The sequence below is a fragment of the Sphingomonas sp. LT1P40 genome, from assembly GCF_036663835.1.
Classification (GTDB): Bacteria; Pseudomonadota; Alphaproteobacteria; order Sphingomonadales; family Sphingomonadaceae; genus Sphingomonas.
Window position 1 is genome coordinate 760573 of the sequence record NZ_JAXOJT010000001.1, and the last position, 23347, is coordinate 783919.

32 protein-coding genes, 1 tRNA gene and 1 riboswitch are annotated in these 23347 nt (G+C 64.5%); of the genes, 10 read left to right on the forward strand and 23 right to left on the reverse strand.

Annotated features, from left to right (window positions below):
- Positions 1-6: 6 nt before the first annotated feature.
- The gene (locus U1702_RS03565; protein WP_332722113.1) at positions 7-768 is read right to left on the reverse strand and encodes a class II aldolase/adducin family protein; all 762 of its coding nucleotides are present in this window, start codon (positions 766-768) and stop codon (positions 7-9) included.
- 88 nt (positions 769-856) lie between these two features.
- A riboswitch (yybP-ykoY riboswitch) is annotated at positions 857-1059 on the forward strand.
- A gap of 11 nt (positions 1060-1070) precedes the next feature.
- Between U1702_RS03565 and U1702_RS03570 the strand changes: the two genes are divergently transcribed.
- Both U1702_RS03570 and U1702_RS03575 read left to right on the forward strand, forming a co-directional pair.
- A complete protein-coding gene (locus tag U1702_RS03570; protein WP_332724555.1) occupies positions 1071-1640 on the forward strand; it encodes a TMEM165/GDT1 family protein in 570 nt (189 codons plus the stop codon).
- A 10-nt stretch (positions 1641-1650) separates the two neighbouring features.
- On the forward strand, positions 1651-2523 hold the full coding sequence (locus tag U1702_RS03575; protein WP_332722114.1) for an ROK family protein: 873 nt from the start codon (positions 1651-1653) through the stop codon (positions 2521-2523).
- Here the strand turns inward: U1702_RS03575 and U1702_RS03580 are convergent.
- From U1702_RS03580 to U1702_RS03615, 8 genes are all read right to left on the reverse strand, one after another.
- The gene (locus U1702_RS03580) at positions 2520-2774 is read right to left on the reverse strand and encodes a hypothetical protein (protein ID WP_332722116.1); all 255 of its coding nucleotides are present in this window, start codon (positions 2772-2774) and stop codon (positions 2520-2522) included. The two genes, U1702_RS03575 and U1702_RS03580, sit on opposite strands and share 4 nt — an antisense overlap.
- A 99-nt stretch (positions 2775-2873) precedes the next feature.
- On the reverse strand, positions 2874-3569 hold the full coding sequence (locus U1702_RS03585; protein WP_332722118.1) for a response regulator: 696 nt from the start codon (positions 3567-3569) through the stop codon (positions 2874-2876).
- Entirely contained in the window at positions 3566-6241 is a 2676-nt protein-coding gene (locus tag U1702_RS03590; RefSeq protein WP_332722119.1) for a DUF4118 domain-containing protein, read from the reverse strand. Before U1702_RS03590 ends, U1702_RS03585 begins: the two co-directional genes overlap by 4 nt.
- Complete coding sequence (gene kdpC, locus U1702_RS03595) at positions 6238-6828, reverse strand: potassium-transporting ATPase subunit KdpC (RefSeq protein ID WP_332722121.1); 591 nt, start codon at positions 6826-6828, stop codon at positions 6238-6240. Before kdpC ends, U1702_RS03590 begins: the two co-directional genes overlap by 4 nt.
- Positions 6829-6839: 11 nt before the next feature.
- Positions 6840-8876 (reverse strand): potassium-transporting ATPase subunit KdpB, encoded by a 2037-nt coding sequence (gene kdpB, locus U1702_RS03600; protein WP_332722123.1) that lies wholly within the window; start codon positions 8874-8876, stop codon positions 6840-6842.
- A 14-nt stretch (positions 8877-8890) separates the two neighbouring features.
- Positions 8891-10594, reverse strand: a complete 1704-nt coding sequence (kdpA, locus tag U1702_RS03605; protein ID WP_332722125.1) for a potassium-transporting ATPase subunit KdpA — start codon at positions 10592-10594, stop codon at positions 8891-8893.
- A gap of 12 nt (positions 10595-10606) precedes the next feature.
- The gene (gene kdpF, locus U1702_RS03610; protein ID WP_332722127.1) at positions 10607-10696 is read right to left on the reverse strand and encodes a K(+)-transporting ATPase subunit F; all 90 of its coding nucleotides are present in this window, start codon (positions 10694-10696) and stop codon (positions 10607-10609) included.
- 245 nt (positions 10697-10941) lie between these two features.
- Positions 10942-11016, reverse strand: a tRNA-Glu gene (locus U1702_RS03615).
- Positions 11017-11126: 110 nt separating this feature from the next.
- Here U1702_RS03615 and U1702_RS03620 point away from each other — a divergent pair.
- The 5 genes from U1702_RS03620 (at position 11127) to U1702_RS03640 (ending at position 13911) form a co-directional block, all read left to right on the forward strand.
- The gene (locus U1702_RS03620; RefSeq protein WP_332722129.1) at positions 11127-11663 is read left to right on the forward strand and encodes a J domain-containing protein; all 537 of its coding nucleotides are present in this window, start codon (positions 11127-11129) and stop codon (positions 11661-11663) included.
- Positions 11660-11962: a (2Fe-2S) ferredoxin domain-containing protein gene (locus U1702_RS03625; protein ID WP_332722131.1), complete on the forward strand. Its 303-nt coding sequence runs from the start codon at positions 11660-11662 to the stop codon at positions 11960-11962. The genes U1702_RS03620 and U1702_RS03625 overlap by 4 nt, the downstream gene beginning before the upstream one ends.
- Positions 11963-12004: 42 nt before the next feature.
- Positions 12005-12577, forward strand: coding sequence for a sigma-70 family RNA polymerase sigma factor (locus U1702_RS03630; RefSeq protein WP_332722133.1), 573 nt, complete (start codon positions 12005-12007; stop codon positions 12575-12577).
- Positions 12570-13289: an anti-sigma factor gene (locus tag U1702_RS03635; RefSeq protein ID WP_332722135.1), complete on the forward strand. Its 720-nt coding sequence runs from the start codon at positions 12570-12572 to the stop codon at positions 13287-13289. The genes U1702_RS03630 and U1702_RS03635 overlap by 8 nt, the downstream gene beginning before the upstream one ends.
- An 88-nt stretch (positions 13290-13377) precedes the next feature.
- Entirely contained in the window at positions 13378-13911 is a 534-nt protein-coding gene (locus tag U1702_RS03640; protein ID WP_332724557.1) for a fasciclin domain-containing protein, read from the forward strand.
- A gap of 102 nt (positions 13912-14013) precedes the next feature.
- Here U1702_RS03640 and U1702_RS03645 read toward each other — a convergent pair whose 3' ends face one another.
- From U1702_RS03645 to U1702_RS03700, 12 genes are all read right to left on the reverse strand, one after another.
- On the reverse strand, positions 14014-15351 hold the full coding sequence (locus U1702_RS03645; RefSeq protein ID WP_332722137.1) for a PepSY-associated TM helix domain-containing protein: 1338 nt from the start codon (positions 15349-15351) through the stop codon (positions 14014-14016).
- Positions 15348-15785, reverse strand: coding sequence for a SufE family protein (locus tag U1702_RS03650; RefSeq protein WP_332722139.1), 438 nt, complete (start codon positions 15783-15785; stop codon positions 15348-15350). The genes U1702_RS03645 and U1702_RS03650 overlap by 4 nt, the downstream gene beginning before the upstream one ends.
- A 158-nt stretch (positions 15786-15943) precedes the next feature.
- Positions 15944-16189, reverse strand: coding sequence for a hypothetical protein (locus U1702_RS03655; protein ID WP_332722141.1), 246 nt, complete (start codon positions 16187-16189; stop codon positions 15944-15946).
- 46 nt (positions 16190-16235) lie between these two features.
- Complete coding sequence (locus tag U1702_RS03660; protein ID WP_332722143.1) at positions 16236-16502, reverse strand: hypothetical protein; 267 nt, start codon at positions 16500-16502, stop codon at positions 16236-16238.
- 31 nt (positions 16503-16533) lie between these two features.
- Entirely contained in the window at positions 16534-16662 is a 129-nt protein-coding gene (locus U1702_RS03665) for a hypothetical protein (RefSeq protein ID WP_332722144.1), read from the reverse strand.
- 11 nt (positions 16663-16673) lie between these two features.
- The gene (locus tag U1702_RS03670; RefSeq protein WP_332722146.1) at positions 16674-16946 is read right to left on the reverse strand and encodes a hypothetical protein; all 273 of its coding nucleotides are present in this window, start codon (positions 16944-16946) and stop codon (positions 16674-16676) included.
- An 11-nt stretch (positions 16947-16957) separates the two neighbouring features.
- A complete protein-coding gene (locus U1702_RS03675) occupies positions 16958-17278 on the reverse strand; it encodes a hypothetical protein (RefSeq protein WP_332722148.1) in 321 nt (106 codons plus the stop codon).
- 21 nt (positions 17279-17299) lie between these two features.
- Positions 17300-17590 (reverse strand): hypothetical protein, encoded by a 291-nt coding sequence (locus U1702_RS03680; protein WP_332722150.1) that lies wholly within the window; start codon positions 17588-17590, stop codon positions 17300-17302.
- A gap of 28 nt (positions 17591-17618) precedes the next feature.
- Positions 17619-17996, reverse strand: a complete 378-nt coding sequence (gene pspC, locus U1702_RS03685; RefSeq protein ID WP_332722152.1) for an envelope stress response membrane protein PspC — start codon at positions 17994-17996, stop codon at positions 17619-17621.
- Position 17997: 1 nt separating this feature from the next.
- The gene (gene pspB, locus U1702_RS03690; protein WP_332722154.1) at positions 17998-18279 is read right to left on the reverse strand and encodes an envelope stress response membrane protein PspB; all 282 of its coding nucleotides are present in this window, start codon (positions 18277-18279) and stop codon (positions 17998-18000) included.
- A 4-nt stretch (positions 18280-18283) separates the two neighbouring features.
- On the reverse strand, positions 18284-18952 hold the full coding sequence (gene pspA, locus U1702_RS03695) for a phage shock protein PspA (RefSeq protein WP_332722156.1): 669 nt from the start codon (positions 18950-18952) through the stop codon (positions 18284-18286).
- A gap of 69 nt (positions 18953-19021) precedes the next feature.
- Positions 19022-19159 (reverse strand): hypothetical protein, encoded by a 138-nt coding sequence (locus tag U1702_RS03700; protein WP_332722157.1) that lies wholly within the window; start codon positions 19157-19159, stop codon positions 19022-19024.
- Positions 19160-19333: 174 nt separating this feature from the next.
- Between U1702_RS03700 and pspF the strand changes: the two genes are divergently transcribed.
- Complete coding sequence (pspF, locus tag U1702_RS03705) at positions 19334-20368, forward strand: phage shock protein operon transcriptional activator (protein ID WP_332722158.1); 1035 nt, start codon at positions 19334-19336, stop codon at positions 20366-20368.
- A 144-nt stretch (positions 20369-20512) separates the two neighbouring features.
- Here the strand turns inward: pspF and U1702_RS03710 are convergent, their stop codons facing one another.
- Positions 20513-21073, reverse strand: a complete 561-nt coding sequence (locus U1702_RS03710; RefSeq protein WP_332722160.1) for a urate hydroxylase PuuD — start codon at positions 21071-21073, stop codon at positions 20513-20515.
- 197 nt (positions 21074-21270) lie between these two features.
- Here U1702_RS03710 and U1702_RS03715 point away from each other — a divergent pair, with 197 nt between their 5' ends.
- Together U1702_RS03715 and U1702_RS03720 are read left to right on the forward strand one after the other, a co-directional pair.
- Complete coding sequence (locus U1702_RS03715; RefSeq protein WP_332722162.1) at positions 21271-21888, forward strand: superoxide dismutase; 618 nt, start codon at positions 21271-21273, stop codon at positions 21886-21888.
- A 106-nt stretch (positions 21889-21994) separates the two neighbouring features.
- Entirely contained in the window at positions 21995-22693 is a 699-nt protein-coding gene (locus tag U1702_RS03720; RefSeq protein WP_332722164.1) for a DUF899 family protein, read from the forward strand.
- Between the two features lie 3 nt (positions 22694-22696).
- On the opposite strand, the gene U1702_RS03725 is transcribed toward U1702_RS03720, so the two are convergent.
- Positions 22697-23326 carry a septation protein A gene (locus tag U1702_RS03725; protein WP_332722167.1) on the reverse strand — a complete coding sequence of 210 codons (630 nt, stop codon included), beginning with the start codon at positions 23324-23326 and terminating at the stop codon, positions 22697-22699.
- Positions 23327-23347 lie beyond the last annotated feature (21 nt).

Here is a 23347-nt window from a genome sequence, read left to right on the forward strand (position 1 = left end):
CGCGGGTTACTCCCGCCAGCTCTTGTCGGTCCGGTCCACCAGCCGCACCATCGCCGCGAAGTCCGCCGCGCCCGGTCCGCCCGGCACCTGCGCCATGTGCAGGTCGCGCTGATGCACGGCAACGACCTCGTCCGGCACCGTCAATGGCGCTCCCATGCTGGCGGTGGCGATCTGAATCTCGCATGCGCGTTGCAGCGCCCAATGCTTGACGAACGCCTCCGGCACCGTCCGCCCCATCACCAAAATGCCGTGGTTGCGCAGCAGCATCATGCGCTTGTCGCCCAGATTGGCGAGCAGCCGTTCGCCCTCTTCGTCGCGCACCGTCACACCCTCGAAATCATGATAGGCGAGCTGGCCGATGAAGTTGCATGCATAGAAATTGACCGGGCGTAGCCCCCCTTCGACGCTGCTCACCGCCATGCCCGCCGTGGTGTGCGTGTGTGCGATGCAGTGCGCGTCGGGGAGGTGCCGGTGGAACAGCGCGTGCTGGACGAACCCGGCGCGGTTGACGGGGTAGGGGCTGTCGTCGAGCTTGTTGCCGTCGATGTCGATCTTGACCAGGTTCGACGCCTTCACCTCGCTGAAGTGAAGCCCGAACGGGTTAATCAGGAACGCGCCCTCCTCGCCCGGAATCTTCAGCGTGATGTGGTTATAGATCATCTCCGACCAGCCGAGATGATCGAACACGCGGTAACAGGCGGCGAGCTGCTGGCGCGCCTCCCACTCCGCTTCGGAAATGCGCGGTTTGTCGGCGATCGCGGTGGCCATGACCCTCTCCATCTGTCGTTTTTTCGATCATGCCACGGGCCGCAGGCGTAACGCAACTTGCGCTGCAGCTGCGAAGTCGTTACGCGCCGCGACAGTCATCTGGGGAGTAGCCAGCTGTCGCCCCCTCGTCTTCGGATCGAGCGCGACGGGCCTTCGCGTCAACATGCTTGGTCGAGAGATCATGGTGCGAAGGGGATGGGAAACCATCCGGGCGAGACCAATGGCGCCATGCTTTCCGCCCCGGCCGGGCGGGGGAGTGTGGCGTTATTGGAACGCTCGCACGCCCGGCCCGGAGACATTCGCTGGAAGCCTTTCTCACCTCCACCGCCGTGGTTGCGCTCGCCGAAATCGGGGACAAGACGCAGTTGCTGGCGATCCTGCTGGCCACGCGGTTTCAGCGGCCGTTGCCGATCATCCTCGGCATCCTTGTCGCCACGCTCGCCAATCATTTCCTTGCCGCTTTGGTTGGGCAACAGGTCGCGTCGATCCTTGAGGGGGTGTGGTTCCGCTATGTCGTCGCCGCGTCGTTCATCGCGATGGCGGTGTGGACGCTGATCCCCGACAAGATCGACGATCTGGAGGACAGGCCGCCGCGCTTCGGCGCGTTCCTGACGACTACCGTCGCCTTCTTTCTGGTGGAAATGGGTGACAAGACTCAGGTCGCCACCGTGGCGCTGGGCGCGCGTTTCGTCGAGCTGTGGTGGGTGACGGCGGGGACGACATTGGGGATGATGATCGCCAATGTTCCGGCGGTGCTGCTCGGCAATCAGCTGTTGAAGCGCGTGTCGCTGCCGATGGTACGAGGGTTTGCGGCGTGGCTGTTTCTGGCGATCGGGCTGTGGCTACTCGCGCAGACCTGGTGGGGGCTGTAAGACGATGGACATGGACAAGCGAAACTGGATGGCGGTCGAGACCGGCGGGACCAAGCTGCTCGCGCGGATCGTGCGCGGTGACACGGTGATGGCGGAGGAACGCTGGCCCACCACGACGCCAGAGGCTGCGGAAGCCGCGCTGGTCGCCTTCGCCGCAGGTGGCGACTTGGACGGCGTCGGCATCGCTGCGTTTGGCCCGATCGTGGTCGATCCCGCTGCCGCCAATTATGGCGAGGTGCTGGCCACCCCCAAACCGGGCTGGACCGGGGCGAATTTGCGCGCCGCGCTGGCGGATCGGCTGGGCGTGCCGGTTGCGGTGGATACCGATGTCAACGCCGCCGCGCTCGCCGAGCAGCTGCTGGGCGCGGGGCAGGGGTGTGCGAGCCTTGCCTACCTCACCGTCGGCACCGGGATCGGCGCTGGCCTCGCGCGCGCAGGGCAGACGTTGAGCGGGGCGCTGCACCCGGAGATGGGGCATGTGTCGGTGATGCGGGTGGCGGGGGATACGACCCCAAGCACCTGCCCATTCCATCCGGGCTGCGCGGAGGGGCTGGCGGCGGGACCGGCGGTGCAGAGGCGGCTGCACGGGCGTGAACTGATCGACTCGCCGGACGATTTCGCGGCGGTTGCCGATTATCTGGGGCAATTGCTGGCGACGATCGTGCTTGCATGGTCGCCGCACCGGATTGTCGCTGGTGGCGGCGTGCTGGGTGTGGCTGGCTTACGCGATGCGGCGACGGCGCGGATGACCGCAGCGCTGGGTGGCTATGGGGTAGGGGCGGCGGCGTCGCAGCCGGGCTTTGTGACCGCGCCCGAACTCGAACACGCCGGGCTGGAGGGCGCATTGATCCTGGCGCGACTGGCAGCGGAGCGAGCGGCCTAGCGGGATCGATAGTCCGCCCATCGAGCCGACACGACCGTCTGCTCCAACAGGCCTGCACCTTCAAACAACATGGCGGCACCAATACTGGCCGTCACGAACGTCAGGCCCGCGAGCAGCAGCGCCAGCGCTTGCGTGCCGGACTGGGCATAGCCGGGCAATAGCCGCGCGAGGCCGAAGGCGGTCACGCCCAACATTGCACCGCAAACCCGCAAGCCGATATCGCGTTTCGTCCGGGTGTAGAGCATGCCCATAACGTCTCCAGTTCGGCACCGGATTTACGGCAGGGCGCATAGCTATTCGAGATTGAGACGGTCGGTTTTGCGTAGTGTTTCCGTAGGATTCCGCAGCAACTAGTCGCCGTCGATCCGCAGCCGATATCCGATTCCGAGCTCATTGGTCACAACCCGCGGCTGTTGCGGGTTCTTCTCGACCTTCTGACGGAGCGAGCGGATCAGGACGCGCAGATATTCGACATGGTGCTCGACCTCGTTGGGCCAGACATGGTCCATGATCTGCTTGTGCGTGATGACGCGTCCCGGGAACCGCGCCAGCTGTGCGAGCACGGCATATTCCTTCGGCGTCAGATGAATCTCGGCGCCGTCCCGCAAGACCGTGCGGTTGAGCAGGTCGATCGCGATTGGTCCTGCCTGGACCCTGGCCGCGCCGCCGTCCTTCACCAGCCGGTTGCGCAGCGCGACGCGCACCCGCGCGAGCAGTTCGTTGGTGTCGAACGGTTTCGTCAAATAATCGTCCGCGCCCAGATCGAGTGCGGCGACCTTCTCGTCGGTGGCGTCGCGTGCGGACACGATAATCAGCGTCGTGTCGGACTGCGCCTTTATCAGCGGGACCAGTTCGAGACCGTCGCGGTCGGGCAGCCCGAGATCGAGCAAGGTGATCGCGGGCCGGCTGTCCGCGATCCGCAGCATCGCTTCCCGTGCGTTCTCCGCCTCCACGGTCGCGTAATCGGCACGTGCCAGCGCCGCACGGATCAGTTTGCGGATCTGCGACTCGTCATCGACGATCAGCACGGTGTGCCGGATGGTCATTCGCGTTCCTTCTCGTCAAGCCCGGTCACGATCGAAGCCGAGGGGATATGGATGGAGAGACGAGCGCCACGCGGTTCGGCGACATTGCTGGCCTCGACGCGCAGGCCCATCGCTTCGGCAAAGCCCTTGACGATGGCAAGGCCCAGACCCGTCCCCCCTTTTGAACGGTCCGATCCTTCGAGCCGGGTGAATGTCTCGAAGACCCTGGTTTCCGTGCCCGGCGGAATACCCGGCCCCTGGTCGATGATCGACAGCGTGAGGCTGTCCACGGACCGGTCGGCGCGGATGGTAATCGGGGTATCGGGATCGGCATAACGTCCGGCATTGTCGAGCAGGTTGATGAGGCAGTGGTGAAAGAGCTGCGCATCCAATCGAACCAGCGGTGCGTCGGGCGGGATGGCGAGCTCGATCGCGTGTCCGGCGAGCGATCGGCGCGTGTCATGCACCGCTGCCGCGACGGCATCGGTAAGGTCGGTCGCCTCGATCCGCAGCGGCATTGCGCCGGCTTCGACCCGCGCCATGTCGAGCAGATTGGCGACAAAGCGCGACAGTCGCTGCGCCTCGCCCTCGATCGTGTCGATCAACGCGCCGGGATGTTCGCGCCGCAGTTCCTGTGCGGCGGACACGATGCTGGTGAGCGGCGTGCGCAGATCGTGGCTGACCGATGACAACAGCGCGGTGCGCAGCCGGTCCCGCTCGCGCAGCTGCCGCGCTTCCTGCATCTCTTCGTCGAGCGCCATCCGGTCGAACGCGATCGCGGCCTGATCGAGGATACTCATCAGCAGCGGAACCTGATCGGAGCGCACGGGGTAACCGGCATCGTCCCGTGCCAGACCGACGACGCCCAGCACGCCGCGCGTGGTGCGTAAGGGGTGAAACAGCCAGTCCGACGCAGTCAGCGTCGACGATCCGCGTCCGGCCGGCTGGTCATTGTCGATCGCCCAGGCGGCCGCCGCCAGCTCGATCTGGTCCAGCCGGTCCTCCGGTGGAAATGCGGCGCGCAATTGCGGTCCGTCGCGCGACGGCAGCAGCAGCACCGTGCGCACATCGAACAGCCGCGCAATCTCGGCGCAGATCGTGTGCATCAGATCGTCCTGGCTCGCGCTAGCCGTGAGATAGCGCGAGAAGCCGGCCAGTGCTGCATTCTGCCGCGCGCTGGACCGCGCCAGATCGGCCTGCGCCCGCACCCGCGCCGCAAACTGGCTGGTCACCACCGCAACACCCAGCAGCACGAAGATCGAGATGACATTTTCGGGATTGCTGACCGTCAGCGTGCCGGTCGGCGGCAGGAAGAAGAAATTATAGGCGAGCGAGGCGGTCAGTCCGGCGAACAGACCGGCACGCAAGCTGAAGCTCGCCGCCGCGAACATCACGGGCACCAGATACAGCAAGGCGATGTTGTTGAGATCGAGAAACTCGACCGCACCGCGCCCGATCAGCGTGCACAATGCGACCGCGGCGAACGTCCACACATAGTCGCGGGGCGCCCCCCAATGATTAACCTGGCTGCGGCGCGGGACCGCGGCGACGGGGGACGGGGTCTGCTCGGCGGGCAGGACATGGACGGCGATATCGCCAACGCCGCGCACCAGTTGATCGACCACCGATCCATGCCGCAGCTCGAACCACCATGGCCGAGCCGATTTGCCGATCACGATCTGGGTCGCGCGCGCCTCAATCGCAAAATCCCTCAGGCCCTTGACGACATGCTCCGCCGGGATGCTGACCGTTTCGGCACCCAGCCGCGATGCCAGCGCCATCGCATCGCTCAGCCGCGCGCGCTCATCGTCGCTCAGCTGTTGCGTGCGCCGGGTTTCGATGTGCACGGCGGTCCATGGCGCGCGCAGGGCATCGGCCAGCCGCTTTGCCGCGCGGACCAGGCCGGGTGCGTTCGCCTGTTCGCTGATCGCCACCACCACCCGCTCGCCCGCCGCGAAACTCCCGGCGAGCGCATGTGCGCGGACATAGTCGAGCATCTGCGCATCGACGGCCTGGGCGGCGCGGCGCAGGGCGAGTTCGCGGAGCGCCGTCAGGTTGGACTTTGAGAAGAAGTGCGCGAGCGCACGGCTGGCTTCGCTGGGGACATAGACCTTGCCGTCCTTGAGCCGCTCGATCAGTTCGTCCGGCGGGATGTCCACTACTTCGATTTCGGCTGCTTCAAGGACCGAGTCGGGCACGGTCTCGCGGACCCGGACGCGCGTGAACGACGCGACGACATCATTGAGGCTTTCGACATGCTGGATGTTGACGGTGGACCAGACGTCGATGCCCGCCGCGAGAAGCTCCTCGATATCCTGATAGCGTTTGGGATGCCGGCTGCCCTCCGCGTTGGTGTGCGCCAGTTCGTCGACCAGCACGAGTTGCGGACGCCGTGCGAGGATCGCGTCGATATCCATCTCACCGGAACCTTGCCGCGCGCCGCCCGGATCCGTTCGGGGAATGATCTCGAGGCCTGCCGTCAACGCCTCGGTCTCGCGCCGACCATGCGTTTCGACCACACCGACGACCACATCCACGCCAGCGGCCAGTCGCTGCCTGCCCTCGGTCAGCATCTCATAGGTCTTGCCGACGCCGGGTGCGGCCCCGAGGAACAGCTTGAGACGCCCACGGCCTTCCTGCGCCGCCGCGCGCAGAAAGGCCTCCGGGCTGGGTCGATCGGGCGTCGTGCTCACCGGGCGGTTGTAGCAGTAATCCGGTCGAGCGCACGGTTGAGTTCGAATACATTGACGCGCGGTTCGCCGATAAACCCGAACAGCGGCTGGTCCGTCGATCGTTCGACCAGCGCCCGGACGGTGGCCACGGGCAGCCCGCGAACGCGTGCGACCCGATCGATCTGATAAAAAGCCGCCTCGGGGCTGATATGGGGATCGAGTCCCGAGGCGGAGGTCGTCACCAGATCGGCGGGAACCGATATTGCTGGTGTCGTTGCCTTGAGTTTCTCGACATCGCCTTTCACGCGATCGCTCAGCGCCTGCGAGGTCGGGCCGAGGTTCGAGCCGGAGGAGGCGAGCCCGTCATAGCCCTTGCCCGCCGCCGAGGGCCGCGACGCGAAATAGCGGTCGCTGGTGAATGCCTGACCCACCACCGACGAGCCGATGACCACGCCCTTATCTTCGATCAGGCTGCCATTGGCCTGAACCGGAAACAGCAACTGGCCGATCGCGGTCAGGGTGAGCGGATAAGCGAGGCCCAGCAAAAGCGCGAAGGCGATCGTCATGGTGAGTGCGGGGCGAAGCGCGCTCTTGATGTCGTTTGTCATCTCAATATTCCTCAAGCGAGACCAAGGCCGCCGACCGCAACGTCGATCAGCTTGATGCCGATGAACGGGGCGATCAGGCCGCCAAGGCCATAGATTGCGAGATTGCGTGCGAGCAGCGGTCCTGCGCCCATCGGCTTGTACGCCACGCCCTTTAGCGCGAGCGGGACGAGCAGCGGGATGATCAGCGCGTTGAAGATGATCGCCGACAGGATGGCGCTTTCGGGCGAGCCGAGGCCCATCACATTGAGCACGCCAAGCCCCGGATAGAGCACCACGAACATCGCCGGAATGATTGCAAAATACTTCGCCACGTCATTGGCGACCGAGAAGGTCGTGAGCGCGCCACGTGTCATCAGCAGCTGCTTGCCGAGTCCGACGACCTCGATCAGCTTGGTCGGGTCGCTGTCGAGATCGACCATGTTGCCGGCCTCGCGCGCAGCCTGCGTCCCGGTGTTCATGGCGACGCCGACGTCCGCTTGGGCAAGTGCAGGCGCATCATTGGTGCCATCGCCGCACATCGCCACCAGGCGCCCACCTTCCTGTTCCTTGCGGATCAGCGCCAGCTTGTCCTCGGGCGTTGCCTGGGCGAGGAAATCGTCCACGCCCGCTTCGGCCGCGATCGAGGCAGCGGTCAGCGGGTTGTCGCCGGTAATCATCACCGTGCGAATGCCCATTTGCCGCAATTCGCCGAAGCGCTCACGGATGCCCGCCTTGACGATATCCTTCAGGAAGATCGCGCCGAGCAACTGGCCACCTTTGGCAACCGCCAGCGGCGTACCACCGGCGCGCGCGATCTCGTCGGTGATGCGGCGCAGTTCGGCTGCCTGCGGGGTGTTGCCCAGGGTCGGATTCGCCTTCAGGATCGAATCGACGGCGCCCTTCTGGATCACGGAGTCGCCGATCTTCACCCCGGAGATACGAGTCTGCGCGGTGAAGGGGATGACTTCCGCACCGGCGGGCAGTGCGTCGGTCGTCTGCCCGAATTTCTCGCGCGCGAGGATCACGATCGAGCGACCTTCGGGCGTTTCGTCGGCAAGGCTGGCAAGTAACGCCGCTTCGGCAAGTTGTGCCGGGGTGACGGTGCCGACAGTGCGAAACTCGCTCGCCTGACGGTCGCCGACCGTGATCGTGCCGGTCTTGTCGAGTAGCAGCACGTCGATATCGCCCGCGGCCTCGACAGCGCGGCCCGACTTGGCGAGCACGTTGAAGCGCACCAGACGGTCCATGCCGGCAATGCCGATCGCGGAGAGCAATGCCGCGATCGTCGTCGGGATCAGCGTTATCAGCAGCGCCGCGAGGACTGCGACCGGAATGCCGCCGCCCGCATAAGTCGCAAAGCTGGGGATGGTGGCGACGGCGATCAGGAAGATGATGGTCAGCCCGACCAGCAGGATCGTCAGCGCAATCTCGTTCGGCGTTTTCTGCCGCTCGGCCCCTTCGACCAGCGCGATCATGCGGTCGAGGAACCCCTGGCCCGGCTCCACCGTCACGCGCACGCGAATCTCGTCGGACAGGACGCGCGTGCCCGCCGTCACCGCCGAACGATCGCCGCCCGCCTCGCGGATTACCGGCGCGCTCTCGCCGGTAATCGCCGCTTCGTTGACCGATGCGACGCCCGCCACGACTTCGCCATCGGACGGGATCAGGTCGCCGGTCTCGACCAGCACGATGTCGCCGACCTTCAACTGGCTGGCGGCGACTTCGTCCCACGCACGACCATCGCCCTTCAGCCGTTTGGCGACGAGGTCGGCCTTTGTCGCGCGCAGCGACGCGGCCTGTGCCTTGCCGCGCCCCTCGGCAAGCGCTTCGGCGAAGGTGCCGAACAACACCGTCAGCCAAAGCCAGACAACGAGCTGGACCTTGAAGCCGAAACTCAGCGCATCGCTGCCGACAAACAGCAGGGCGGTCAGCAGCGTCGCCACGATCGCCGTGGTGAACATCACCGGGTTGCGGATCAGTTCGGCGGGATTGAGCTTGCGGAATGCGTCACCGATCGCGGGTACGATCAGGTCAGCGGTGAACAGGGATTTTTGCTGGGCACGAGCCATGGCTCAGGACCTTTTCAGAAGAGGGTGCCGCGGATCATCGCAAGATGATCGGCGACGGGGCCAAGCGCGAGGCTGGGCAGGAAGGTCAGGCCACCGACGATCAGCACGATGCCGATCAGCAACCCGGTCCATAGCGGCCCGGTTGTCGGGAACGAGCCGGCGGTGGGCGGTGTGTGCTTCTTCGCCGCGAGGCTGCCCGCGATCGCCAGCATCGGCACGATGATGAAGAAGCGGCCGACCCACATCGCGATGCCGAGCAGCGCGTTGTAGAAGGGCGTATTCGCGCTCAGCCCGGCAAAGGCCGACCCGTTATTCCCGGTCGCCGAGGTGAAGGCATAGAGGATCTCCGAAAAGCCGTGCGGTCCCTTGTTCAGCGGACCAGCCAGACCCGCTTCGGTCACCGATGCGATTGCCGTCAGCCCCAGGATCATCAGCGGCAGCACCGCGATTGCCAGCACTGCGAACTTCACCTCGCGCGCCTCCACTTTCTTGCCGACATATTCGGGCGTGCGACCGACCATCAGCCCGGCGACGAACACCGCGAGGATGGCAAACAACAGGAAGCCATAGATGCCGGCACCCACGCCGCCGACCACGACTTCGCCAAGCTGGATGTTGAGCAGCGGGATCATGCCCCCCAATGCGGTGAAGCTGTCATGCATGGCATTGACCGCGCCGCACGAAGCCGCCGTGGTGACGACCGAGAACAACGCGCTGGCGGCAATGCCGAAGCGGACTTCCTTGCCCTCCATATTGCCGCCAGCGACACCCAGATTGTGGAGGATGGGGTTGCCCGCAGCCTCCTGCCAATAGGTGATACCGACGCCGATCAGGAAGATAGCGATCATCGCGGCGAGGATTGCCCAGCCCTGACGCGGGTTCCCAACCGCCTTGCCGAAGGTCCAGGTCAGGCCAAACCCGATTGCAAAGATCGACAGCATCTGAACGAAATTGGTCAGCGCGCTGGGGTTCTCGAACGGATGCGCCGAATTGGCGTTGAAGAAGCCGCCACCATTGGTACCGAGCATCTTGATCGCTTCCTGGCTGGCGACCGGGCCGAGCGCGAGGACTTGCTTCGCGCCCTCGATCGTCGTGACATCGACCGATCCGGCCAGCGTCTGCGGCACGCCGCTGGCGATCAGATAAATCGCGTAAACGATGCACAGGGGCAGCAGCAAATAGAGCGTGACGCGCGTGGCATCCGCCCAGAAATTGCCGATCGTCGATACGCTGCGCCGCGCAAACCCGCGAAACAGGGCAAAGGCGAGCGCGATGCCGGTCGCCGCCGACAGGAAGTTGTGGATCGTCAGCCCCAGCATCTGGCTGAGGTTAGACATCGTCGATTCACCGCCATAGCTCTGCCAGTTGGTGTTGGTGGTGAAGCTGATCGCGGTGTTGAACGCGAGATGCTCGGACACGCCCGAATAGCCCAGCGGATTGAGCGGCAGCACACCCTGCAGCCGCAGAACCGCATAGGTGAAGAACAGCAGCATGACGTTGAACACGATCATGTGCACCGCATAGCGACGCCAGCTTTGTTCGACGGTCGGGTCGATGCCCGCCAACCGGTAAAAGCCGCGCTCTACCGGTGCGAGCACGATATGGAGCGGCGTGCGGCGCCCCTCGTACAGCGCGAACAGCCACAGGCCGAGCGGTTTGGTGAGCGCCAGCAGGATGCCGACGAATGCGAGGATCAATATCCATCCCTGAACGGTCATGACGGGCCTCCGTCAGAATCGTTCGGGGCGCACAAGGGCGACCACGAGATAGAGAAGAAGACCGGTCGCGGTAATCGCCGCGAGCCACAGATCGAGAGTCATCGTTGCCCCCTCAAGCCTGATCGCACAGCCGGACATAGGCGAGCGTCGCGCCCACCAGTCCCAGCGTGGCGAGGATCCACCAAAAATCCTGCATGGCACGAACTCCCACATGGCGCGGGCCGCGATGTGCGGCGCCAATCGTCTGTGGGACGTCAATTAGGGCATGGGGCAATTTGAAAGCGAGACGCGAACCCGGCCCGCCGCATAGTATTTGCGTATGAATCCGGGATGTCGGAACGCGCGGCTGGTGACCCCTACGAGAATCGAACTCGTGTTTTCGCCGTGAGAGGGCGACGTCCTAACCGCTAGACGAAGGGGCCGCGCGAGCGGAAGCGGGCCTTTATCTGGGCGGGGACACAGCGTCAAGCGATGGCGGGAAAAGCGTCGCGCGGGGTGGCCTTTATGGGCTTCGGTGCCTATCTGCACGCCCATGGCGCGCTCGACACGAACGATGGATTGGGGTTTCCCACGCTGGCGCGAATATGGTGCCGACCGTGAAGCGGTGACGGTGCGCCTGTGCGACCGCCACGGGTGCCAGGAAAAGGGCGACCGGCCTGCGCCGAAGTCACCGAACAGCCCGGAACGCTGGTATTTCTGCGAAACGCATGCGGGCGAGTACAACCGCAACTGGAATTACTTCGAGGGGCTGACCGCCGAGGAAGCCGCCGAGCGCGAGGCGCAGGAGCGGCGCGACGCGGGCGATTTTTCGGAAAGCCGCCACAATAAATGGGCCGGACCCGGCGACGGCAGCCGTTCGGGCGACGAGATGCGCGCGCTGGAACTGCTCGATCTGGAGCCCGATGCCGATTTCGAGGCGGTGCGCACGGCATGGCGGCGGATGGCCAAGGAAAACCATCCCGATGTCCGCCCGGGCGATGCAGATGCGGCCAAGCGATTCCAGGCGATTCAGACCGCTTATGAAGTCCTGCGCGCAGCCGAAGAACGGCGCGAGTGGAAGCCGGATTGAAGGCGCGCGTCCGTTCCAACTGGGCGAGCGCCGTCCTCGTATGTGCCAAATGCTCGAAGAAGCTGGGCGGCGGGTTCGGACCAAAGGGCAAGCAGCCGCTGGGCAAGGCACTGCGCAAGCATCTGGACTTGAAGAAGGGGCGTAAGGCCGGGGCAGGCGTGGTCGATGTCAAATGCCTGGGCGTGTGCCCGCGCGGTGCTGTGACGGTGGTGAACGGCGCAGCATCGCGCGAATGGCTGATCGTTCCCGCCGGTGCCGATCTCGATACGCTGGCGCGCGAACTGGGTCTCGACCCGTAACGCGCTCTTGTGCGGTCTGTTTCTGCCTCTACACATCACCCGGTGACCAGCCTGCTTTCCGATCCAGTGACTGCCCGCGACCGGCTGACCGCCGCGTTGATTGCGGCTGGAAATGGCGACCGCGCGGCGCTGGCCGAGGTCTATCGCAACACCTCCCCAAAGCTTTTCGGCATCTGCCTGCGTATCTGTGTGGATCGAGGCGGAGCCGAGGATGTGTTGCAGGACGTGTATGTGAAGGTGTGGCAGCGGGCAGGGCGGTTCGATCCCGAACGCGCCAGCCCGATCACCTGGCTGGCGACGATCGCTCGCAACACCGCGATCGACTGGCGGCGCGCGAAGCGGCCCGGTGCCGACGACGGGATCGACGCCGCCCTGACCGTCGCCGACGATCGCCCGCTGGCCGATGCGGGAATCGAAGCGGGGGAGGAGCGCGCACGCATTTCGATCTGCCTTGAGCAGCTTGAAGCAAGGATCGGCACCGCGATCCGTTCGGCATTCTTCGGCGGTTTCACCTATTCGCAGCTGGCCGAACGGGACAGCGTGCCGCTCGGTACGATGAAAACCTGGATCCGGCGCGGGCTGCTCCAGCTAAAGGCGTGCCTGTCCGATGGATGATCCGGTGCCCGCTCCCGGCGATCGTGAACTGCTGGCGGCCGAGCATGCGCTGGGCGTGCTGGAGGGCGACGCGCTTGCGATGGCGCAGCGGCGGATGCTGGCCGAACCCGGTTTCGCGGCAGAGGTCGAGGCGTGGCGCGAGCGGCTGGCCGGGATTGCGCTTGAGGCGGCGGATCACGAACCCCCCGCCGCAGTCTGGGGCCGGATTTCGGCGGCAATCGATGGACAGGGCGGGGCGGCCGACAATGTCGCAACACTGCGCCAGCTGCGCCGCTGGCGCGCGGGCGCGATCGGTGCGGCGGCGCTGGCGGCGGGCCTTGCCGGCGTGCTGGTCATGCCGCAGCCCGCGATCACACCACCCGCGATCCAGCAACCGGGACCCGCCGTCGTCGCGCAGCTTCGTGGCGAGGGCGACGGGCCGGTCATCGCCGCGCGCTACGATCCGCAGACGGCGGAACTGCGTCTCGTCTCCACCGATATGGGTCAGAACGAACTCGCCCCCGAACTGTGGATCATCCCCGCCGATGGTGTACCGCGTTCGCTTGGCCTGATGCAGCCGACCGGCGATACCCGCATGATCGTGGCGCAGGGGCATCGCACGATGATGGCCGATGGCGCGACGCTGGCGGTGACGATGGAGCCGCGCGACAACGCCCCGCACGCCGCACCCAGCAGCGCACCGGTCGCCAGCGGAAAAATTTTCGGCATCTGAACATCCGCCGAACGGTCGGCCCCGTATCTCCTGCACATCCCCCCGGATGACACAGGAGGAAGCCTTGAAAATCCGTACCCCCCATTTCATGCTCGCACTGGCCGGCGCATCGCTTGCCGTCACCGGCGCCGTCGCCGCGCAGAAGAATCCGATTGTCGGCGGCGCTGCGATGCTCCCCAGCAAGGACATCGTCGACAATGCCGTCAACTCAAAGGATCACACCACGCTGGTGGCTGCGGTGAAGGCCGCCGGACTGGTCCCGACCTTGAAGTCGGCTGGACCATTCACGGTGTTCGCGCCGACCAACGCCGCCTTCGCCAAGCTGCCCGCCGGCACGGTCGAGACGCTGGTGAAGCCAGAGAACAAGGCGACGCTGACCAACATCCTCACCTATCATGTCGTCCCCGGCAAGATGAGTGCGGCGCAGATCGCCGCCGGTGCCAAGGCCAATGGCGGCAAGCTGATGCTCAAGACCGTGCAGGGCGAGCAGATCACGCTGTCGAAGATGGGCAAGCGCTGGATGATTACCGATGCCAAGGGCGGCATGTCGCACATTACCATCGCCGACGTGAACCAGTCGAACGGCGTGATCCACGTCGTCGACACGGTGCTGATGCCGTAATTCAGGTGACGCGGCGGGTTTCCCGGCCCGCTGCGACATGCCTGTCGGCGCGCGTCTCCCTTTCTATGCGCTGACGGGCCAGTACGGCCCGCCCGGTCTGTCTCAGGCCGGGCGGGTTCTATTCAGCCAGATCGCGGCGTGCGGCCATAGTGGCAGCAACAGCCGGTCTATTACGAACAGTGCCAGCAGCGACAGCGCGAGCATCGGCAGCAATATCGCCAGGACCAGCGTGATCGCGGCAACGACGCGCAGCTTCGCATCGGCCGGACGCGGCGGTGCACCCAGTGTGCCACCCGGACGCCGCCACCACCACATCACCACGCCGCTGACAGCGAGAGTCACCAGCGCCAGCGCAGTCAGCAGGCCGATCAACTGGTTGATCCAGCCGAACAACTGCCCCTCATGCCATGCGGTGGTGTAGCCGATGACCCGGTCGATCGGATGCTTGTCGGCGAACCCCGATTGCTCGACGACATCGCCGCTGACGGGATCGTAGCTGACCGAGCGGGCGAGCGGACGGTTTTGGGTACCGGTTGAGACCCGCCAGACATTGCCATTCGGCGGCCCGAACGCCATCGGCGCGCCGGGCGGGGTTATGATAACAGGTTCAGGTAGATTTTCGTCCGCCGCCAGCAGGGCGATGTCGGTCAGCGTCACGTCTGCCGCAGCACGCGGTGCCGCGGCCTGTGCGCGCAGCATTGCCTCATGGTCGTGCTCGGCGTGCAGATCGACGCCGCCCTTCCAGTCCTGCGCGCCTTGCACCCAGCCCAGTTCGGCGCGCACGGTGCGAAAAGCGGTCGCCCAGCCATCGGTCCACGGCAGCCCCGATAGTAAGAGCACCAGCGCGAGGCCGGACACCCAGAAGCCGGTGACGGCATGTAAATCTCGCCAGAACAGTCGCCCGCGCGCGATCCGTGGCCACAGCACCCCGGCCAGCCCGCGCCCGCGCGGCCACCACAGATACAGGCCGGACAGGATCAGCAGGATCGCCCAGCACGCGGCGGTCTCGACCAGCAATCCGCCCCAAAAACCGATCAGCAGCGAGCCATGGATGCGCGAGACGGTCGCTGCGATCCGCGCTTCCGGGTCGGCGATGCCGATGACCTTGCCCTGCGGCGATACCGCGATATCGCGCATCTCACCATCGGGCAGCCCGACATGGATGACGGTGGCGTCGCTTGACCGTTCCGGGAGCCGGTAGTTGTGAAACATCGCACCCGGCACCGCCGTCAGTGCAGCGGCAAGCTGATCGTCGGGTGTGACTGTGAAATCGACCGGCAGGTTGCGCCACGCGCGCTCTTCCCACCGGTCGAGCTGCGGCTTGAACAGATAGATTGCGCCGGTCAGCGACAGCAGCAGGATGAACGGCACCACGAATAGTCCGGCATAGAAATGCCAGCGCCAGATCGCGCGATACAGGCGACCGTCCTCCGCCTTCATGCAGCGTAGCGTTCCGCCGTCGCACGGATCAGCGCGATCATGTTGGGGATGCCCTGCGTCCGGTTGGAGCTGAGCTGATTGCGCAGATCGAACGGGGCGAGCGCGCCCTCGATATCGGCGGCCAATATGTCGGCGGGTGGGCGATCCTGCACGGTCAGCAGAACCAGCGCGATGATCCCCTTCGTGATCGCGGCGTTGCTGTCGGCCAGGAAGTGCAGCACGCCGTCTTCGCCTACGGTCGGATAGACCCACACCGCCGCCGAACAGCCGCGCACGAGTGTCGCATCGGTCTTCAGCGCATCGGGCATCGCCTCCAGCGTCCTGCCCAAATCGATTAGCAGGCGATAGCGGTCGTCGGCGTCGAGGAATTCATATTCGTCGCTCAGGTCGGCGAGGCTGGGGGCGGGGGTCGGCATGCGCGGTGCGATAGCCATATCGTCCGGCGACTTCCACATCTGTATATGTGGGGGCGTTCGTGGTTTTCAGAAGCGCCGTCCCGTCCAACCTTGACGGTGAATAGAAAGGACGGCGCTCCACCCCTGCGAAGTCCCTCCTCGCAGGGGAACGACGCGGGACGAAGCCCCCGCGCTGATTACAAATCCACGCCAGCGGCGATCGCTTCGAGCTTGCGGATGCGTTCCTTCAGGTCCGCGATCTCGATCCGCGCGCCGACATTCGCGGGCGCGGGCTGGGCGGTGTCGCCATGATGGGCAAGGGTCAGTTCCTGCCGCTTGAGCGACAGCCAGCCGCGCCATCCGGCAAGGCCCGCCGCCGTCACCATGCCAAGTCCGGCCAGTGCTGCGGTCGTCATGATAAGGTAGGAATTGGGATCAATCATCACGCCCTCCATCAGACGCGCCAGAGTGAAAAACCGGTCGCAACGGTCAGTTGCGGTCGTCGCGCAGCTTCTCGATCTCGCGATCCAGGTTGCTGCTGCTGTGATTGTCGGTGATGACGCGCTCCAGTACGGAAATACGTTCCTTCAGCGCGCGAACTTCGTCCTGCAGGCGGCGGGCCTCGGCGGTCGGTGCGCCGGTATCGACGCTGGTTTCGTTGCCCCACTTGTCCTTGCGGATGCCCATCTTCGCGCGGACGATGTTGCCGACGGTTACGATCGCCACAATCGCCACCACCATGAAGGCCCAATCCATCGATCTTCTCCTGCTAGTCTTTCGACGCTGTTCAGTTGGCCGCTCCGGCCTGAATGCGCGCCTGCTTCTCCGCGCGGCGCAGTGGGCGGTCGCGCATTTCGCTCAGGGTGACGCCGATCGCGCCGATCACTCCCAGCACCGCGAAAAATCCGATCAACATTTCAATTACTCCTAATTCACCGGGCGATCGTCGCGCAGCCGTTCGATTTCGTCGGCCAAGTCGACACCCTTGTCGGTTACGATCCGCTCCAGCACCCGCACCCGCTGTTCCAGTCGTTCGGTGTGGGCCGCATATTGGGCGGCTTTCTCGGCGGTTTGCGCGTTGAGCGCTTCCCCCATCTTTTCCTTGTGCTTCAGCCAGCGTTTGAACATGTCGCCGCCGATTCCCATGATGACGGGGATGCCGACGACAATCCCGAAGAAGAAGAGCATGCTGGTCGGCATCGTTCGTCCCTTCAGTTCTTGGTCACGCGGAGCGCTTCGATCTCACGATCCAGCGCGTGCGCTTCGTCGGTCACGATCCGCTCGACATTGGCCAGCCGGTCTTTGACCGAACCCAGTTCGGCACGAAGCTGGGCGTTTTCCTGGCTGATGAGCTTGATCCGCTCGATCATCTCCTGATCGGTCTTGGGATAGACCGCCTGGCCCCATGCACCGTCGAGCGGATATCCGTTCTTGATGCGCAGCCAGGTCGTGAACATCCATCCGATCATGCCCGCCACACCGACGATCGCAATCGTGGGAGCGATGATGCCGAGGATCTGAACCTTTTCCATTTTCCCTGTTTCCCTAATTCTTCAGCGCAGCGCGTCGATATCGCGTGCGGTCCGTTCGGCCGGGTCGGTGGCGATGCGTTCGAGCACCGCGATCCGCTCTTCCAGCCGGCTTACCTGTCCCGTCAGCCGCTCATTCTCGCTGCTCAGCAGCTCAATCTTGCGCTCGGCCTTCGGATCGTTCTTCGTCGTCGTGCCGGTCCACTCATTCTCGATCGGATAGCCGTGCTTCGCGCGGATCCAGGTCGATGCGAGCCAGCCGAAGGTGCTGATCGCGATGATCGCGATCACGAAACCCGGTCCACCCCAATGCATGTGTCGTCTCCCGTTGAACGCCGCGCCGTCAGCGCAGGCGTTCGATCTCGTCGGCCAGCTGCGTGTTGCGGCTGGTGTAGAAAGTCTCGATATCGGCCATGCGGCGGTCGATCTCGCGCAGCTTGCTGCGGACTTCCTGGGTCGAGCGGCGCGGGTTGGCCCGCACGCCCTGCCAGAATTTCGCATCCTCATCGTTGCCGTACAGGCCGACCGGCTTTTGCGAGGTGACCATCGCCAAGCCCAGATAGACGAAGAACATCAGCGGGAAGGTGGCGAAGAACAGGACCAGGAAACCCAGTCGGATCCATAGCGGGTCGACCCCGGTATATTCGCCCAGTCCTTCACAAACGCCGAGCCATTTGCCGTTGACCTTGTCGCGGTAGAGTTGCGTGCGGCTGACAGACATTTCAGTTCCTCCGTTCGCGTTCGTAGTCGGTGAGTTCACGCAGGGGCGGCAGTTCCGGGCCACGGATGCGGAAATCGGGATTGTCGGCGGCAATGATGCGTTCGATCGTCTGAAGGCGGTCCTCAAGGCGGCGAGCGGTGTAGTGCAGCTCGTCCAAGAGGTTTTCGTCCTCACCCGTCAGCGTCTTCGCCTGCTTCCACTTGGTGACATAGTGCAGGATCACCCAGGGCATGCCGATGAAGAGCATGCCGACGATGATGATCGGCAGGAAAACGTCTTCCATCGCCTCAGCCCTCCTTATTCAGGCGCGCCTTGAGCGCGGCGAGATCGGCATCGACCTTCTCGGCCGACTGAAGCTCGGCGATTTCCTCTTCGAGCGTCTTTTTCGGTCCGCCCAGCATCATCGCGTCGGCGCGACCCTCGGCGAAGTCGGCGCGGCGCTCGAGCAGGTCGAAGCGGCTGAATGCCTCGCTGACTTTCGACCCGTGGGTCATCTCGCGCAGCTTGACGCGGTTGTTGGCGCTTTCCAGCCGGGTCGTGATCGCGTTCTGGCGGGCACGGGCGTCGCGCAGCTTGGTCTGAAGCTTGGCGATGTCCTCTTCCGAAGCCCGCAATGCGTCATCCAGCACGCCGATCTCGGCCGACAGCTGGCTGCACATATCCGACGCCTTCTGGCGCTCGACGAGTGCGGCCTTGGCCAGATCCTCGCGGTCCTTCGACAGCGCCAGCTCGGCCTTTTCGGTCCAGCTCATCTGGAGATTCTCCAGCTTGGCGATGTGACGGCGCATTTCCTTCTGGTCGGCGATGGTGCGGGCCGCACTTGCGCGCACCTCGACCAAAGTCTCCTCCATTTCGAGGATGATCATGCGGATCATCTTCGCGGGGTCTTCGGCCTTGTCGAGCAGGTCGGTCATGTTGGCGGCGATGATGTCGCGGGTGCGAGAGAAAATGCCCATCTGAAACTTGCTCCTTGGAATTTCGTGCCGCCGGGCGGGTGATAGGGGGCACCCGCCCGGCGGGACCGGTCAGGCGATTGCCTGAACGGAAGCCGTCGCCGTGGTGGCAGGGCCGACCACGCTCGCCAGGCTGGCGGTGCTCACCACCAATGTGCAGACGATTGCTGCGAGGGTGGTGCGAAAGCTCTTGTTGCCCTTGTAAGTCACTGTTCCGTCCCTTGGATCTTGTGTTTGGTGCCGCCCGTTGCGGCTTGCCAGAAACATTGCAGGGGGCGTGCCAAGTTAGAAAACTGGCAGAAATGCGTGGTTTCGCGGCAGTTTCGATGATGGCAAAAACTGCGCACTTGCCAAGGATTGGGAAAATACGCCAAAGGTTCGGCCATGGAGCGCGCGACTCAAGTTATCGGCCAATCGGGGGCCTTTCTCGACGCGCTCGAACTCGCGTCTCGCGCCGCCGCGCTCGACCGTCCGGTCCTGGTGATCGGCGAGCGCGGCACCGGTAAGGAGCTGGTCGCCGAACGTCTCCACCGCCTCTCGCCGCGCTGGGATCAGCCGCTCGTCGTGATGAACTGCGCCGCGCTGCCCGAGACGCTGATCGAGGCTGAATTGTTCGGCCATGAAGCAGGCTCGTTCACTGGCGCCACGAAAGGCCGGGCAGGGCGGTTCGAGGAAGCCGATGGCGGCACACTATTCCTCGACGAGCTCGGCACGCTGTCGATGGCCGCACAGGACCGGCTTCTGCGTGCGGTCGAATATGGAGAGATCACGCGGATCGGTGCGTCCAAGCCGCTGCGCGTCGATGTCCGTATCGTCGCCGCCACCAACGAACATCTGCCCGAACGGGTCGAGAAGGGCACGTTCCGCGCCGATCTGCTCGACCGGCTGAGTTTCGAGGTGGTGACGCTGCCGCCGTTGCGTGCGCGATCGGGCGACATCCTTGTCCTAGCCGACTTTTTCGGACGGCGCATGGCGTCGGAAATCGGGACGGAATGGGAAGGGTTCGGTGCCAACGCACTCGATGCCCTGACCAATCACAGCTGGCCCGGCAATGTCCGCGAACTACGCAACGCGGTTGAGCGCGCGGTCTATCGCTGGGACCGCACCGGGCCGGTCGATGCGATTCAGGTTGATCCCTTCGCTTCCCCCTATCGCCCTGCGCCGATGCCGATGGGGATTCCGGGCAACGCCGCGCCGGTGCAGTTGGTGACGGAAGAGCCGGGGCCGTTACCGCAACAGAACAACGATTTTTCGGGTGACTTCAAGAGCCGCGTTACGCGCTTCGAGCGTGAATTGCTGTCCCGCGCGCTGGCGGAGAACCGCTTCAACCAGCGTTCGACGGCGGAGGCGCTGGGGTTGAGCTATGACCAGCTGCGGCATGCGCTGAAGCGGCACGAGTTGCTGGGGGCAGGAGGCTGAACCGATCCTCCCCCGCCAGGGGGAGGTGGCGCCGAAGGCGACGGAGGGGGAGGACGGCGGCGGACTCAAATCGCTGGTCCACTCCCATCCTCCCCCTCCGTCAGGCTGTGCCTGCCACCTCCCCCTTGCGGGGGAGGATTTAAGTTACCGCGCCGCGACCATGCACAACAGCATTGGCAGCGACAGCATCGTGTTGATCCGCGACGTAATCATCGCCGTCTTTGCCGCCTTTGCCTTGGTCGCGTCGTCGGCGGGGACCAGACCAAGCGCCTTTTGCTGGTTCGGCCAGATGATGAACCACACGTTGAACGCCATGATGAGCGCCAGATACATGCCGATCCCGATCAGGCGGAACGGCTCCTGAAACGTAAATGCCGCGTGCATCGCGCCATAGAGGTATGACAGGATCAGCCCGGTCAGCACCGTGAACGCCGCGGCCCAGCGGAAATAGAACAAGGCGACCGGCGCGATATGCTTCGACACGCCCGGCTTCAGCTCCGCCGGGATCGTCGGCATCGTCGGAATCTGCACGAAGTTGAAATAATAGAGCAGCCCGATCCACACGATCCCGAAGAATACGTGCAGCCACTGGAACAGCCCCAGTGCGACGGTTGGCGGCGCGAAATAGGGCGCGAACATCAGCCCGACCGCGAGCAGCACGCCGACCGCCAGCACCGCATTCAGATTGCCGAAAAACTTATCCATGTCGCGTCCCCTCGCTTGGCGGCACGCCCCCGCGCCGCCCTGTCTCCACCAGCTTAGGACCGCAATTTTCGTTTGTCACACGCAACGATTAATTGGCGGAAATGCGTTGTTTTCGGCACCGCGCCCACCCAAATGACGTGGACCGTTCCGCGCGCCCGTGCGTTACGACCGCAAAATAACAGACCGAGGGTAACCCAATGGCTTTTGAACTCCCCACGCTCCCTTATGCCAAAGACGCGCTGGCCCCGACCATCTCGCCCGAGACGCTCGATTTCCATTACGGCAAGCATCACAAGGCGTATGTCGACAAGACCAACGGATTCGTCGCGGACAAGGGGCTGACGGGGAAGAAACTCTCGGAAGTCATCAAGCACGCCAAGGAAACCGGCGACAAGGCGCTGTTCAACAACAGTGCGCAGATCTGGAACCACAGTTTCTACTGGTTCGGCCTGACGCCGGAGCCGAAAGAGCCGACCGGCGACCTGGCCGACAAGATCGCCGCCACCTTCGGATCAAAGGAAGCTTTGGTCGAGAAGCTGGTCGCGGAATCGACCGCGCATTTCTCGAACGGCTGGGGCTGGCTGGTGCTCGACGGTGACGAGCTCAAGATCACCTCGCTCCACGATGCCGACACGCCGGTCGTCTATGATTACAAGCCATTGCTGACGATCGACGTGTGGGAGCATGCCTATTACATCGACTATCGCAACGCGCGTCCGGCCTATCTCGAGGCGCTGACCAAGATCATCGACTGGGATTTCGTCGCCAAGAACCTCGATGGCGAGGGCGTCAGCCGGGCCGATCAGGACGGTTGATCCGCCAACAAAGCCTCCCAAGCGCGGGCCGGAGGAAACTCCGGCCCGTTTTGGTTCGGGCAACCCATCATCGCGGTTTGCGTTAATCGCGTGAAGGAGTGCCTCGATGCCCGACCTGAAACCCGCCGCCGAACTGGCAGCTTTGCGCAAGCCGCAATTCCCCGGCGAAAGCGCCGACTATGCCGAAGCCCGTGAGAAGCTGCTCGCCGAGGAAATCGAATTTCGCCGCCACCAGACGCACCTGAGCGCCCAGCGTCAAGCGCTGCCGCCCGGCCCGCTGGTCGAGAAGGATTACAGGTTCAAGGACGAACAGGGCTTCGACGCGACCCTGCTCGACCTGTTCGGCGACAAGGATACGCTGGTCACCTATTTCTGGATGTACGGCCCGGAACGCGCGCGGCCATGCCCGATGTGCACCAACACGCTCGGCTCGCTGGAGGGCAATGCGCAGGATATCCGCCAGCGCGTGGCATTCAAGGTCTTTGGCCGCTCACCGGTCGAACGCCAGTATGCCTTTGCGCAGGAACGCGGGTGGCGGCATCTGCAGTTCGTGCAGACCGTCGGTGACGATTATGCCAAGGACCTCGGCCTGATCCGCGACGACGGCAGCGAGGACCCGGCACTGGTCGTTTTCCAGCGCGACGGCGATAAGGTCCGCGTGTTCTACGCCGCCGAAATGCCAATGGAGGCAGCCGATCCCGGCGAAGACCCGCGTACCGCGCCCGATCTTGCCGTATTGTGGAGCGTACTGGACCTCACGCCGGCGGGGCGCGTCGGAGACTGGTATCCAAAGCTGCAATATTGAGCGTCACTGCTCCGGTGGCAGCGCCTTGTCGATGATCTCGTCATCGGTGCTCAGGCCATGGCGCAATAGCATCGGGATATTCCCCGCCGCGAACAGCAATGTCAGCGGCACCACGCCCCACAGCTTGAAGCCGACCCAGAAGTCCCAGCTTTGCGTGCGCCACACGATCTCGTTCAGGATCGCCATCGCCGCGAAAAACACCGCCCAGTTGATCGTCAGCAACCGCCACCCCCTGGCCGTAAGCCCCGGATATGCGCTTTCGAGCAGCATCTGGAGCAGCGGCTTTTTGGCGATCACGCCATAGGCCAGGACGACCGAGAACATCGCGTAAACGATCGTCGGCTTCACCTTGATGAAGGTCTCGTCGCGGAACCACAGGGTCAGGCCGCCGAACACCAGCACCAGCACGCCCGAAATCCACAGCATCGGCGAGATGTGCTTCGTCTTCCACAGCGACAGGCCCATCGCGATGAAAATCGCCACCATGAACGCCGCCGTCGCCATCACCACGCGGGCCAATTGCGGCCCGGGTGCGAAGGTATTGACGAGGAAAAAGATCGCCAGCGGACCGAAATCGATCAGCATGCGCAGGCCGGGTGAAGGGGCGGGGGCGGGGGGCGTCGTTGCAGTCATGCGCTCGCTCTATCCAATTTT